Below are 13,767 nucleotides of genomic sequence, written 5' to 3'. Positions count from 1 at the left end.
CCTTTTTTAAAGTTGTCAAGAGTCGGAGCTAATAATTACAGATAAATTTTTTCGCCGCTGTTGAAACTCTATGTAACGCCTTGCCGCAGTGGGGTCGGTGGCGATCTCCTTGAGCGCCTGGGCCTCCTCGCGCTTGAGGTGATCCACGAGGATCAGATTGAGCGTGCCGCGCAATTCCTTGCGCAACTCGTCCACCTCGCCTTCTGGGTTGGCATGGGCGCCGCTCATGAGCTTTTGGGCCAGCGGCTCGCAAGGCGTGCCTTGCAATTGCTCGCGCAGCACTGCCCAGGAGCGCGGCCCGGACTCGGTGAACTGGGCCTCCAGCCAGCGAAACAAGGGGGCATGGCTTTGGTTGCAGCGAGCCAGGGCATCAAAATCCTCATGGGTCATCTCTTCCATGAACTCCATGTGGCACATCAGCAGGCGTGCGGCCTGGTCTTCGCGGCTGACTGGCGTGGGGCGCGGGCCCAGCTGCGGCGGGTTCCAGTCCTCGCCCTTCTTGACCCAGGGCTTGCGCTGGCGGCCGAATTCCTTGCGGCCCGACCAGTTGCCACCGCTGCCCTGGCTCGGGTAGGAGGGAGCCGGTACTGCGGCATCGGCCCAGTCGGGAGCGCTTTCCCAGTTGCCCGCAGGCGCATCCCATTGCGGTGCCTGAGGTTCGGGGGGCGCAGGCGTGCGGCGGGCAATGGGGGCGGTGCGTGCGGCTTCCTGCGCCCAGATATCGGAGAGGTCGCGCGAGTCCAGCTGGGCCAGGGCTGCGATTTCTGAGAGCAACTGGCGTTTGAGCGCGCCGTCGGGCAGCAGCGACCACAGCGGCCGGGCGTTGCTGGCCATGTGGGCGCGGCCTTCTGTCTGGCCCAGGTCGCAGCCTTCGCTGGCCGATTCGATGAGGAAACGGCTCAGCGGTGTGGCGTCGCCTACATAACGCGAGAAGGCCTCGGGGCCGAATTCGCGGATGAAGCTGTCGGGGTCATGTTCCGAAGGCAGGAACAGGAATTTGATGGAGCGCGTGTCCGTCGCCAGCGGCAGTGCCGCATCCAGCGCCTTGCGCGCGGCGCGTCGGCCCGCGCCGTCGCCGTCGAAGCTGAAGACCACGGCATCGGTAAAGCGGAACAGCTTTTGCACATGCTCGGGCGTGCAGGCCGTTCCCAGCGTGGCCACGGCATTGGCAAAGCCCAGCTGGGCGAGCGCCACCACGTCCATGTAGCCCTCGGTGACCAGCGCGTAGCCCATGTCGCGCAGGGCCTGCCGGGCCTCGTAGAGGCCGTAGAGTTCGCGGCCCTTGTGGAAGACCGGGGTTTCGGGGGAGTTCAGGTATTTGGGCTTTTCATCGCCAAACACCCGTCCGCCAAAGCCTATGCATTCGCCTTTGACGTTGCGAATCGGGAACATGAGCCGGTCGCGGAAGCGGTCGTAGCGACGACTGTCGTCCTCTCCCACGATGACCAGCCCGCATTCTTCGAGCTGCGGGTTGTCGTACTCTGCAAATACGCTGGCCAGGCCATGCCAGCCTGCAGGGGCGTAGCCCAGGCCGAAGCGCTTGGAGACTTCGCCCGAGACGCCGCGCTTTTTCAGATACTCGATGGCCTTGGGTGCGGCCTTGAGCTGTTTGCGATAGGACTCGCCAGCTTTTTCCAGAAGGTCGCTCAGGGTCTCGGCTTTTTGCTTTTGTTGAGCCTGGCGCTGGCGCTCGGCAGGACTGATGTCGTCCTGCGGCACTTGCAAACCGCATTGGTTGGCAAGCTCCTGCACGGCTTCGACAAAGCCCATGCCGGCATGCTCCATCAGAAAGCCGATGGCATTGCCGCTCTTGCCGCAGCCAAAGCAGTGAAAGAACTGCTTGCTGGGGCTGACCGTGAAAGAGGGCGACTTCTCGCTATGGAAAGGGCATAGGCCCATGAAGTTGGCGCCGCCCTTTTTGAGCTGCACATAGCGGCCCACGATGTCGACCACGTCGACGCGGGAGAGCAACTCTTGGATGAATGATTGGGGAATGGCCACCCGCGTATTTTGCCTTTTTCGGCAAACGCCGATGGCGGGGCAGGAATGTGCAGGCGGGCAAAAAAAAGCCTGCACCCATGGGTGCAGGCTCAGGTCTCCTGATGCCTGGATCATTGCCAGGCTCTCCTCTAAAACGTCTCCTCCGCCACACAGTCTTGAGGCTTGCGACCGGCTCCGTGCGGGCAGAGATGCCGGTCTTGTACCGCCAGTACAGGCAGTCATGCCCTCAAAACATGTGCGCATTCTAAGAGCGATTCGAAGTCCTGGTGATTGGTCTGTCAGATAAATGATGTCTTATAGATGACTTGCATGAGTTGGCCCTGCTTGGGGAATGAGGGCGTTTTTCAATGGGGTTCCATGTGGTTGATTTCAAATGAATTTATCGATTTTCAGAAGCTGTTGAAAGTACTGTCTTGCTGAATGACCTTTTGCATTGCTCTGGTTTGTCTGTGCATGTCACATGCCGGTTTGCCGGCGCGGTGCGGCCATTTCGGGAGCAACTGCTTGATGCCGATCACAACAGGCCTGTATGGCGCTCGGTTGTAAGCCTGGCGTGACCCATGCTGGGGTACAAAACGCTCAGGAGACAAACATGACAAGTTCTTTCGATTTGAACCTCGCACCGAATACCGCCAACCATGCCGCGCTGACGCCGCTGGGCTTTATTGCCCGCACGGCCGAGGTCTATCCCGAGCGCCTGGCCATTGTTCATGGCGACTTGCGCCAGAGCTGGGCACAAACCTATGCGCGTTGTCGTCAGCTGGCCAGCAGCCTGCAGAAAATCGGCATTGGCAAGAACGACACCGTGGCCGTGATGCTGCCCAATACGCCGCCCATGGTGGAGGCGCACTTTGGCGTGCCCATGGCCGGTGCCGTGCTCAACACGCTCAACACCCGGCTCGATGCCGAGACCCTGGCATTCATGCTGGATCACGGCGAAGCCAAGGCCTTGATCGTGGACCCCGAGTTTGCGGCCTTGATGGCCAGGGCACTCAAATTGCGCAAGGGCACAGAACCCATCCATGTGATCCAGGTCGAGGACAGCGTCTATGGCGAGGCGGCCGAGCAGATCGGTGTCATCGACTACGAGAGCTTTGTGGCCCAGGGCGATGCCGGCTTCGACTGGCAGTGGCCCGGCGACGAATGGGATGCGATTGCGCTGAACTACACCAGCGGCACCACAGGCAACCCCAAGGGCGTGGTCTACCACCATCGCGGCGCGCACAACAATGCCATCAGCAATGTGCTGGAGTGGGACATGCCCAAGCACGCCGTCTACCTGTGGACGCTGCCCATGTTCCACTGCAACGGCTGGTGTTTTCCCTGGACGGTGGCAGCGCGCGCGGCGGTCAACGTCTGCCTGCGCCGGGTGGATGCGCAGGCGGTGTTTGACGCCATCCGCAACCATGGCGTGACCCATTACTGCGGCGCGCCCATTGTGCACAGCTTGCTGGTGAATGCGCCGGCCGCCATGAAGCAGGGCGTGCCCGCAGGCGTCAAGGCCATGGTGGCAGGGGCCGCGCCGCCCGCATCGATGATCGAAGGCATGGAAGCCATGGGCTTTGACATCACCCATGTCTACGGTCTGACCGAAACCTATGGGCCGGCCACGGTCTGCGCCAAGCATGAGAGCTGGAATGCGCTCGATATCGGTGAGCGCGCCCGCCTGAACTCGCGCCAGGGCGTGCGCTACCACCTGCAGCGCTCTGCGGCCGTGCTGGACCCTGAAACCATGCAGCCCGTGCCGCGCGACGGCCAGACCATGGGGGAGATCATGTTTCAGGGCAATATCGCCATGAAGGGCTATCTCAAGAATCCGCAGGCGACGCAGGAGGCTTTCCGCGGGGGCTGGTTCCATAGCGGAGACCTGGCCGTGCAGCATCCCGACGGTTATATCCAGATCAAGGACCGCAGCAAGGACATCATCATCTCGGGAGGCGAGAACATCTCGTCCATCGAAGTGGAGGATGTGCTCTATCGCCACCCTGCCGTGCTGGCTGCGGCCGTGGTGGCCAAGCCCGACCCCAAATGGGGCGAGACGCCCTGCGCCTTCATCGAGCTCAAGGCCGGAGCCGAGACCACGGAGCAAGACATCATTGCCCACTGCAAAAAGCACCTGGCCGGCTACAAGGTGCCGCGCGCCGTGGTGTTTGGCGAGCTGCCCAAGACCAGCACGGGCAAGATCCAGAAGTTCGAGCTGCGCAAGCAGGCAGGCTCGGCTTCCGCCATCTCGGTCTGAGATCCGGCCGCCAACCCCGAAGCCCGGTGCCTTGGCTATGCGGGCAGCGGGCTTTTCTGCGTTTGTCGGTTCGGTAAATTTGATAGCTGTTAGCGCCTGCTATTCATAGAACTTGGGTAGTTTTCAATCTGAAATCTATGAATGGAGTGCGCAACAAGCTATCAATAAAGTGGCCGCAGCCAGTCAGCGCGTCAGGCCAGATTGGGCGGCATGCGCTGCCAGCCTTCGGGCGTCACGCGCAGTACCTCGGCGCGACGTGTATCGGCATCGATATGCCAGTCGCTGAGCACGATGCGCCATTGGTCGTTGCCCAGTGCGTGGTCGGCGGGCTGATGGGTATGGCCGTGAATCAGCCAGGGCGCTTGCGCGGCCTGCATCCAGGTGGCACTCATCTGCGCGTCGGCATCCGCGTAGGGAGCGCCGCTTTGCTTGCGTTGCTCGCTTTCGCTGCGTGCCGATTTGCCGATCGCGCGGCGCACGGCCAGGGGCTGGGCCAGCAGTTGCTGCTGCCAGGCGGCGGAGCGCGAAACAGCCCGGAATTGCTGGTAATCCACATCGTCAAGGCATAGTGCATCGCCATGGCTGAGCAGGATGCTGGTGCCTGCCCACCGCAGCACCGTGGGGTCGGAAAGGCCGGTCATGCCGCTTCGGCGCAGAAATTCGTCACCGGCCAGAAAGTCGCGGTTGCCGACCATGAAGAACAGCGGGCGCTGCTGCGCCGCCTCGCGCAGCACGGCTGCGCAGTCGGCTTCGAAGCTGCCGGGCTCATCGAGTGCATCGTCACCCACCCAGACTTCAAACAGGTCGCCGAGGATAAAGATGGCATCGGCCGTGCTGCGTGCCAGATAGCTGCGCCAGGCTTCAACCGTCTGCGGCTCGGACGGCTGCAGGTGCAGATCGGAAATAAAGTCGATAGCTCGCCAGCCGGGTGCGCCTTGCAGCTGCGCCACCTGAGGAGCAGTCGTGCGGGGATCTGAAGAATCAGTCATGTGATGATGTTACGCAGCCTGAAAACAATAACGGCTCAGAGCGAGTGACGGCAAGCAAGAGCCGCCTCGCAGCGAGGCCGTCGTCCCAGCCGGGGGCACCTTGCAGCTGCGTCACCTGAGGCGCAGTCGTGCGGGGATCTGAATGAACGATGGATTCAGTCATTTGAACAAGTGAGGACTTGCGCAAACAAGAAGGCAACAACAGCCTGCTTCCCGCAGGCAGTCATCCTGACAGAACCCGTTTTGCGGAAGTCGTGAAGTAAGCGGCTTCTAAAACAACAAAGGCCTCGTGCGAGAGACGGCAAGCAAGGGCCGCCCCGCAGCGAGGCCGTCGTCCCCCTCAGGGGGAAGCCGCAAAGCGGCTCAGGGGGATCAAATTACAGGGCCACGGCCTTGTCGATCACCACGGCGTCGAAAGGCACGTCGTCGTGGAAGCCCTTGCGGGTGGTGCGCACCTTCTTGATGGCGTCCACGACTTCTTCACCCTTGACGACCTTGCCGAACACGGCATAGCCCCAGCCTTGGCCGGTGGGGGCGGTGTGGTTCAGGAAGCCGTTGTCCACGGTGTTGATGAAGAACTGGGCGGTTGCGCTGTGAGGATCGCTGGTGCGAGCCATGGCAATCGTGTACTTGTCGTTCTTCAGGCCGTTCTTGGCTTCGTTCTCGATGGGAGCAGCAGTTTCCTTTTGCTTCATGTCGGCTGCAAAACCGCCACCCTGGATCATGAAGTTCTTGATCACGCGGTGGAAGATGGTGCCGTTGTAGAAGCCCTGGTTCACGTAGCTCAGGAAGTTCTCGGTGGACTTGGGCGCGTTCACGGCGTCCAGTTCCAGGGTGATCACGCCCTGGGTTGCGGTGTCAGCCACGTTGATGGTCACGTGCAGTTCGACTTGGGGATTGCTCATGTCTGTGCTTTCTAGAGGAAGGAGTAAAGAGGCGGGTGCAGCCCGGCAGGTGCAGCGCCGCCGGGTTGTTTACTTGATTTCGGTGGCAGAGAGGATTGTTACCGGCGTCGTGGGCACATTCTGGTGCATGCCACGGTTGCCCGTAGCCACGGCGCGGATTTTGTCCACCACATCCATGCCCTTGACGACTTTGCCGAAGACGGCATAGCCATGGCCGTCGGGCTTGGGGGCGTTGAGCATGTCGTTGTTCACCACATTGATGAAGAACTGCGAGGTGGCAGAGTTGGGGTTGCCGGTGCGCGCCATGGCAATCGTGCCGCGGTCGTTCTTGAGGCCGTTGCTGGCTTCCAGCGGAATCGGGGCGCGTGTGGGCTTTTCATTCAGATTGGCGTCCATGCCGCCACCCTGGATCATGAAGCCGTCAATCACGCGGTGGAACACCGTGCCGTCATAGTGCTTGTCGCGCACATATTGCAGAAAATTGGCGGCGCTCTTGGGCGCCTTGGCATCGTTCAGTTCCAGCACGATATCGCCCATGCTGGTCTTGAGCTGCACCTTGGATTGCGCCTGGGCCAGGCCGGGGATTGCAAAAACAGTGGCTGTCAGCGCAATGGCGGACAGAGCTTTGAGGCTGTTTCGACGGAAATTCAGCATGGTCATATTCCTGGGTAAGTGGGCCTTGGGCAGGGCCGCTGGGATAGCGGCTGCGAAAAACAGGCTTGAGGCAGCTGAGGGCGCCGGCCTGCTTCACAAGAAGGAGAAGGGCGGCGATGGCAAAAAACCGCTTCAGCGCTGAGCAGGCTGGGCCGGGGCTGGCGTTGCGAGGGAGGCCGCAGGCTGCAGCAGGTCCTTGAGCTGCTTGAGCTTGGGGTTTAGCGCTGCTGGGCGGCCGCCCTTGGCCAGGGACTGCGCATAGGACTGATAGGCCAGGCGGGCATAGATATCGCCCAGGTTCTCATGTGCCACGGCATAGTTCGGATTGTTGCGCACGGCAGCTTCAAGTGCGGAGCGAGCGCGATCCAGATCGCCCTGGCGTGCATAGATCACGGCCAGGTTGTTATAGGGCTCGGGCAGCTCGGGATAGTCCTCGGTCAGCTGGCGAAAAGCCGCAATCGCGTCCTCGGTCTTGCCGTCATTGCTCAGCGCAATGCCGCGCAGAAAGCGCATCTGTGGGTCGCGCGCATTTTTGGCCAAATAGGTGTCCGCTTTTTGCAGCGCCTGCTGCGTCTTGCCGCTTTTGAGCAACTGGGCAACATCCGTGTAATCGTCGGCGTGGGCGCTACCTGCAGCGAGCAAGGCAGCCAGGGCTGCCGCACGCGCTGCGGTACTGAACAAGTTGCGTACAGGCATGTAGGTGCTTTCATGGCGCCGCAAGAACTGCGCTGCGGCGGGAGCTTATACTGGGGGGAATTGTAGCTGAGGGGTGTGCGGCGCTTAGGCGTCTGGCCGGACCGGGATGTGTCTGGATGCTAGTGCGCATTTTTCAGCCTCAGGGAATGGCAGGCACGGTTTATGCATCGCAGGCATGACCAGTGCTGCTGGTCGCCACCCTCTCTCCCAATTTCAAGATTCATGAGTTTGCGTATCTACAACACGCTGTCGCGTGCACTGGAATCGTTTTCGCCGCTGGAGCCGGGCCATGTGCGTATGTACGTCTGTGGCATGACGGTCTATGACCTGTGCCACCTGGGCCACGCGCGCTCCATGGTGGCTTTCGACGTGGTGCAGCGCTGGCTGCGTGCCAGCGGCTACAAGGTGACCTATGTGCGCAACATCACCGACATCGACGACAAGATCATCAGGCGCGCGGTGGAAAACGGCGAGACCATACGCAGCCTCACCGATCGCATGATCGATGCGCTGCACCAGGATGCGGATGCGCTGGGTATCGAGCGCCCCACGCTGGAGCCGCGCGCCACCGAATACGTGCCGCAGATGCTGAGCATGATCGCTCAGCTGCAGACCAAGGGTCTGGCCTATCAGGCCGGCAATGGCGATGTGAACTACGCCGTGCGCAAGTTCCCTGGCTACGGCAAGCTTTCGGGCAAGACGCTGGATGAACTCAACGCCGGTGAGCGTGTGGCCGTGGCTGACGGCAAGCATGATCCGCTGGACTTTGTGCTGTGGAAGTCGTCCAAGGCCGACGAGCCGGCCGATGTGAAATGGCAGAGCCCGTTTGGTGAGGGTCGACCCGGCTGGCATATCGAATGCTCGGCCATGGGTTGCGAGCTGCTGGGCGAGAGCTTTGATATCCACGGAGGTGGTGCCGATCTGCAGTTCCCTCACCACGAGAACGAGATTGCCCAGAGCGAAGGCGCGACCGGAAAGCCGTTTGCCCGTACCTGGATGCACAACGGCTTCATCAATGTGGACAACGAGAAGATGTCCAAGTCGCTGGGCAACTTTTTCACCATCCGCGATGTGCTCAAGGAATACGACGCCGAGACCATCCGGTTCTTCGTCGTGCGCAGCCACTACCGCAGCCCGCTGAACTATTCCAACGTGCATCTCGATGATGCGCGTGGTGCGCTCAAGCGCCTCTATACCGCCCTGGATCTGGTGGCCCCCGCCGAGGTGCAGATCGACTGGAGCAATTCCTACGCCGCCCGCTTCAAGGCGGCGATGGATGAGGACTTTGGCACACCCGAAGCCGTGGCCGTGTTGTTCGAGCTGGCCGCAGAGGTCAACCGCAGCAAGTCGCCTGAAGTGGCGGGCCTGCTCAAGGTGCTGGGAGCAAGCCTGGGTCTGCTGCAGACCGAGCCCCAGAAGTTCTTGCAAGCTGGCGCTGAAGGCGTGGATGCTGCTGCCATCGAAGCGCAGATCGCTGCCCGCACAGCCGCCAAGGCAGCCAAGAACTGGGCCGAGGCAGACCGCATCCGCAAGGAACTGCTCGAGCAGGGCATCGTCCTCAAGGACTCGGCTGCGGGCACGAGCTGGGAAGCGGCCGCAAAGGGCTGAGGCTGCATGCAATATTCCATCAACTGTGTGAGCAGTGCGGAGAGTCGCGCATGAGTGCGGTCAAGCATCTGGACACCATGGAGTTCGAGCAGCTGCCGCTGGTGGCTGATCTGCCCGTGCCGATGGGGCCGGCTGCGCCTTTGCCTGTAGCGCCTTTGGGGGCGGCAGCCATTGCTCAGCCAGCGGGTACAACTGCAAAGCAGGCAGTCGCGCCCAAAGTGGCTGCGCCCAAGATCCATCTGGATCTGCCCGATGGCGTGCCTGCCTATTGGGCCGAGGCCTGCCGTCAGCTCATGCGCCGCGATCGCGTGCTCAAGCGCCTGATTCCGCAACTCGGCAGCCAGGCGCTGCAGCCTTGCGGGCAGGAGCAGGCCTTTGCCACATTGGCCCGCTCCATCATCGGGCAGCAGATCTCTGCAAAGTCGGCCAAGACCTTGTGGAACAAGTTCGCCAGGCTACCTGCTGCCATGCAGCCCGAGCAGGTGCTCAGGCTCAAGGTGGATGATATGCGTGGCGCGGGACTGTCGGCTCGCAAGGTGGACTATCTGGTCGATCTGGCCCTGCACTTCACCGAGCATCGCCTGCATATGGATGAATGGGCTCAGATGAGCGATGAAGTCATCATTGCCGAGCTGATGTCCATACGCGGTCTCAGCCGCTGGACGGCCGAGAATTTTCTGATTTACTGCCTGGGGCGGCCCAATGTGCTGCCTCTGGACGATGCCGGTTTGATACAGGGCATCTCTCTCAATCATTTTTCGGGCGATCCTGTCAGTCGCAGCGATGCCCGTGAAGTTGCCGAGGCTTGGAAACCGTGGTGCACGGTTGCAACTTGGTATATTTGGCGCTCGCTCGAGGCGCAGCCTGTGGCTTGATGACATCTGTCCACTGGCCGATTGCAAGGATTGCAACAGGCTGGCACAAGGAGAAATACGTTGGCGAAAAAGAACTTTCTGGATTTTGAGCAGCCCATTGCAGAACTCGAATCCAAAATCGAAGAACTGCGCTATGTGCAGACTGAAAGCGCAGTAGATATCTCGGAAGAGATCGACCAGCTCAGCAAGAAAAGCCTGCAGCTGACCAAGGACATCTACAGCGACCTGACCCCCTGGCAGATCACCAAGATTGCCCGTCATACCGAGCGCCCCTATACGCTCGACTATGTGCGCGAGTGCTTTACCGACTTTGTCGAAATGCACGGCGACCGCCACTTTGCTGATGACCAGTCCATCATCGGTGGCCTGGCGCGCTTCAACGGCCAGCCCTGCATGGTGATCGGTCATCAAAAGGGCCGCGATACCAAGGAGCGCACACTGCGCAACTTCGGCATGACGCGCCCCGAGGGCTATCGCAAGGCCTTGCGTCTGATGAAGACGGCCGAGAAGTTCAAGCTGCCCGTGTTCACGTTTGTGGACACGCCCGGCGCCTTCCCCGGTATCGATGCCGAGGAGCGTGGTCAGTCCGAGGCCATCGGTCGCAACATCTACGAAATGGCTCAGTTGCAGACCCCCATCATCACCACCATCATCGGTGAAGGTGGCTCGGGCGGTGCGCTGGCCATTGCCGTGGCCGACCAGGTGCTGATGCTGCAATATTCCGTGTACTCGGTGATCAGCCCCGAGGGCTGCGCCTCCATTCTTTGGAAGACCGGCGAAAAAGCCCAGGAAGCAGCGGATGCCATGGGCATCACCGCCCACCGCCTCAAGGCGCTGGGGCTGGTGGACAAGATCGTCAACGAGCCTGTGGGCGGTGCTCACCGCGATCACAAGCAAATGGGGGCCTTCCTCAAGCGTGCACTGGGTGACGCCTATCGCCAGCTGACCGATCTCAAGCCCAAGGAGCTGCAGGATCGTCGCTACGAGCGCATTCAGAGCTATGGCAAGTTTGCCGACACCAAGGCTGACAACCGCTGATCCAGCGGGCTTGATGCCGCTTGCGCACAATGGCTCCTTCGGGAGCCATTTGTTTTTGTCGAGAGTTTATGAGCGAAATACGCCTTAAGCCTTTGCCAAGTAAGCGTTGGGCGCTATTGAGTTGGAAAGAGGGAGTTTGTTGTTCATGCAAGCCCAGTCAGATGCTGAGCTGTTGGGGGCTTCGGCGGCTCGGGTGGATGCGGCCATCGCTGCATTCAAGCCGCCGCTGCCGCTGGTCGTGGCCTTCAGTGGCGGAGCCGATTCGTCGGCTCTGCTGCTGGCCTGCCATGCGCGCTGGCCGGGGCAGGTGAGGGCGATTCATGTGCACCATGGTTTGCAGGCTGCAGCTGATGGTTTTCAGCAGCACTGCGAGCAGCTATGCGCCAGCCACGGCATTGTCCTCAAGGTCTGCGCCATCGATGCGCGCAACGTGCAGGGGCAAAGCCCCGAAGATGCGGCGCGCCAGGGGCGCTATGCGGCCTTGATTCAGGCGGCCGGCCAGCCCTGGCTGGCTGCAGATGGTGTGCCGCTGGATGCAGTACGCTCCATGGCGCTGGCCCAGCATGCCGACGATCAGGTCGAGACCTTGCTGCTGGCGCTCTCGCGCGGCGCAGGTGTGGCCGGTCTGGCAGCCATGCCCGGCCATTGGCAAAGAGCGGGGCTGGAGTGGTTCCGGCCCTTGCTGGCAGTGCCGGGCCAGGCGCTGCGCGACTGGTTGCGGCTCAGGGATGTGAGCTGGGTCGAGGACCCGACGAATGCCGATCCAGGCTACACGCGCAACCGTATCCGGGCTCAGCTGCTGCCAGTGCTGGAGCAGGTCTTTCCGCAGTTTCGCAGCACCTTTGCGCGCAGCAGTGCCCATTGTGCCCAGGCGTCCGAACTGCTGGACCAGCAGGCTGCGGCAGATCTGCAGCTGGTGGGGGCGCCGCCCGCCATCAAGGCGCTGCAGAGTTTGAGTGAGGCACGTCTGGGCAATGTTCTGCGTTATTGGCTGCGCACCGAACATGGCACAACGCCGACTGCGGCCCAGCTTGCGCAGCTCATGGCGCAGCTCGGCGTTTGCACTACGCGAGGGCACCGCATCCACATCAAGGTGGGGCGGGGTTTTGTGGAGCGCCAGGGGGCAAGTCTCGGTTGGTACAATTCCTAGGTTTTGGTTTTTTTACCTGTACGAAAACCGCCGGCGCGCCAAAACCTTTGTGACCTGCGCCGTGGCTGCTGTTTCGTCACCCTTTAGTATCCAATGGCACTGATCGTTCATAAATACGGCGGCACCTCGATGGGCTCGACAGAGCGCATCCGCAACGTCGCCAAGCGTGTGGCCAAATGGGCTCGGGCAGGTCACCAGTTGGTGGTTGTGCCCAGCGCCATGAGTGGCGAAACCAACCGTTTGCTGGGTCTGGCCAGCGAACTGGCTCCCAGCCACGCCAAGAGTTCGTACTATCGTGAGCTCGATATGCTGGCCGCCACTGGCGAGCAGGCATCCTCGGCGCTGCTGGCCATTGCGCTGCAGGCTGAAGGCATGGAGTCCGTCAGCTATGCGGGCTGGCAAGTGCCCGTGCGCACCGATAGCAGCTACACCAAGGCTCGCATCGAGTCCATCGACGACAAGCGCGTGCGCGCCGACCTCGAGGCAGGTCGTGTCGTGATCGTGACCGGCTTCCAGGGGATCGATCCCGAAGGCAATATCACCACGCTGGGTCGTGGCGGTTCAGATACTTCTGCCGTGGCCGTTGCTGCCGCCCTGAAGGCTGCCGAATGCCTGATCTATACCGATGTGGATGGCGTCTACACCACCGATCCCCGTGTGGTGCCTGCTGCCAAGCGCCTGGGTACGGTGAGCTTCGAGGAAATGCTGGAAATGGCCAGCCTGGGCTCCAAGGTGCTGCAGATCCGCTCCGTGGAGTTTGCAGGCAAGTACAAGGTGCCCATGCGCGTGCTGTCCAGCTTCACGCCCTGGGATATCGATCTGGAAGAAGAAGCCAAGTCCGGCACGCTGATTACTTTTGAGGAAGACGAAAAAATGGAAAAGGCTGTCGTATCCGGCATCGCTTTCAACCGTGGCGAGGCCAAGATCTCCGTGCTGGGCGTGCCTGATACCCCTGGTGTGGCTGCTGCCATCCTCGGTCCTGTGGCCGATGCCAACATCGAAGTCGATGTGATCATCCAGAACATCTCCAAGGACGGTAAGACCGACTTCAGCTTCACCGTGAGCCAGGGCGACTACCAGCGCGCCATGGAGCTGCTGCGTGAAAGCGTTGTTCCTGCACTGGGTGCTTCCGAAGTGGTGGGCAATCCCAATATCGCCAAGGTCAGCATCGTCGGCATCGGCATGCGCAGCCATGTGGGCGTGGCCTCCACCATGTTCCGTGCTCTGAGCAAGGAAGGCGTGAACATCCAGATGATCTCGACTTCAGAGATCAAGACTTCGGTCGTGATCGACGAGAAGTACCTGGAGCTGGCTGTGCGCTCCCTGCACACAGCCTTTGGTTTGGACAAAAGCGAATAATTTTCGCAACTTTCCAAAAACGAACAAAAAAGCTGTTTACAATAGCGTCATTCCGGAAACGTGACCGAGTGGCCGAAGGTGCTCCCCTGCTAAGGGAGTATGGGGTGTAGAGCCTCATCGAGGGTTCGAATCCCTCCGTTTCCGCCAAATCAAAGAAAAAGCCGAGAGGCTTTTTCTTTTTGTCAAGACCTTCTGGGTCTTGACAAAAAGTTTCAAACTTTGATTTGAGTCTGGTGAAAACAGGCTACAATGC

11 protein-coding genes and 1 tRNA gene are annotated in these 13,767 nt (G+C 60.9%); 7 read left to right on the top strand and 5 right to left on the bottom strand.

Annotation, left to right across the window (positions count from 1 at the left end):
* Positions 1–15 precede the first annotated feature (15 nt).
* Positions 16–2,001, bottom strand: coding sequence for a DNA primase (gene dnaG / locus CTATCC11996_RS11585; RefSeq protein ID WP_003076271.1), 1,986 nt, complete (start codon positions 1,999–2,001; stop codon positions 16–18).
* A 592-nt stretch (positions 2,002–2,593) separates the two neighbouring features.
* Between dnaG and CTATCC11996_RS11580 the strand changes: the two genes are divergently transcribed.
* Positions 2,594–4,240: an acyl-CoA synthetase gene (locus CTATCC11996_RS11580; RefSeq protein ID WP_003076269.1), complete on the top strand. Its 1,647-nt coding sequence runs from the start codon at positions 2,594–2,596 to the stop codon at positions 4,238–4,240.
* A gap of 191 nt (positions 4,241–4,431) precedes the next feature.
* Here the strand turns inward: CTATCC11996_RS11580 and CTATCC11996_RS11575 are convergent, their stop codons facing one another.
* The 4 genes from CTATCC11996_RS11575 to CTATCC11996_RS11560 all read right to left on the bottom strand — a co-directional run bounded on the left by CTATCC11996_RS11575 (position 4,432) and on the right by CTATCC11996_RS11560 (position 7,484).
* A complete protein-coding gene (locus tag CTATCC11996_RS11575) occupies positions 4,432–5,229 on the bottom strand; it encodes a UDP-2,3-diacylglucosamine diphosphatase (RefSeq protein WP_003076267.1) in 798 nt (265 codons plus the stop codon).
* Positions 5,230–5,606: 377 nt separating this feature from the next.
* Entirely contained in the window at positions 5,607–6,134 is a 528-nt protein-coding gene (locus CTATCC11996_RS11570) for a peptidylprolyl isomerase (protein WP_003076264.1), read from the bottom strand.
* 69 nt (positions 6,135–6,203) lie between these two features.
* Entirely contained in the window at positions 6,204–6,788 is a 585-nt protein-coding gene (locus CTATCC11996_RS11565; RefSeq protein WP_003076263.1) for a peptidylprolyl isomerase, read from the bottom strand.
* Positions 6,789–6,920: 132 nt separating this feature from the next.
* A complete protein-coding gene (locus CTATCC11996_RS11560; protein WP_003076260.1) occupies positions 6,921–7,484 on the bottom strand; it encodes a tetratricopeptide repeat protein in 564 nt (187 codons plus the stop codon).
* Between the two features lie 222 nt (positions 7,485–7,706).
* On the opposite strand from CTATCC11996_RS11560, the gene cysS reads away from it, so the two are divergent.
* From cysS to CTATCC11996_RS11530, 6 genes are all read left to right on the top strand, one after another.
* Positions 7,707–9,092 (top strand): cysteine--tRNA ligase, encoded by a 1,386-nt coding sequence (cysS, locus tag CTATCC11996_RS11555; RefSeq protein WP_003076258.1) that lies wholly within the window; start codon positions 7,707–7,709, stop codon positions 9,090–9,092.
* Positions 9,093–9,142: 50 nt separating this feature from the next.
* Positions 9,143–9,967, top strand: coding sequence for a DNA-3-methyladenine glycosylase family protein (locus CTATCC11996_RS11550; protein ID WP_003076255.1), 825 nt, complete (start codon positions 9,143–9,145; stop codon positions 9,965–9,967).
* A 60-nt stretch (positions 9,968–10,027) separates the two neighbouring features.
* Positions 10,028–11,005 carry an acetyl-CoA carboxylase carboxyltransferase subunit alpha gene (locus tag CTATCC11996_RS11545; protein WP_003076249.1) on the top strand — a complete coding sequence of 326 codons (978 nt, stop codon included), beginning with the start codon at positions 10,028–10,030 and terminating at the stop codon, positions 11,003–11,005.
* Between the two features lie 145 nt (positions 11,006–11,150).
* Positions 11,151–12,155 (top strand): tRNA lysidine(34) synthetase TilS, encoded by a 1,005-nt coding sequence (gene tilS, locus CTATCC11996_RS11540; protein WP_042437736.1) that lies wholly within the window; start codon positions 11,151–11,153, stop codon positions 12,153–12,155.
* A gap of 93 nt (positions 12,156–12,248) precedes the next feature.
* The gene (locus CTATCC11996_RS11535) at positions 12,249–13,514 is read left to right on the top strand and encodes an aspartate kinase (protein ID WP_003057587.1); all 1,266 of its coding nucleotides are present in this window, start codon (positions 12,249–12,251) and stop codon (positions 13,512–13,514) included.
* Positions 13,515–13,568: 54 nt separating this feature from the next.
* Positions 13,569–13,661 (top strand) — tRNA-Ser (locus CTATCC11996_RS11530).
* Positions 13,662–13,767 lie beyond the last annotated feature (106 nt).

Origin of the sequence: Comamonas testosteroni ATCC 11996 (assembly GCF_000241525.1) — a bacterium.
Lineage (GTDB): Bacteria > Pseudomonadota > Gammaproteobacteria > Burkholderiales > Burkholderiaceae_C > Comamonas > Comamonas testosteroni.
This window is presented reverse-complemented; position numbering and strand designations above follow the sequence as displayed.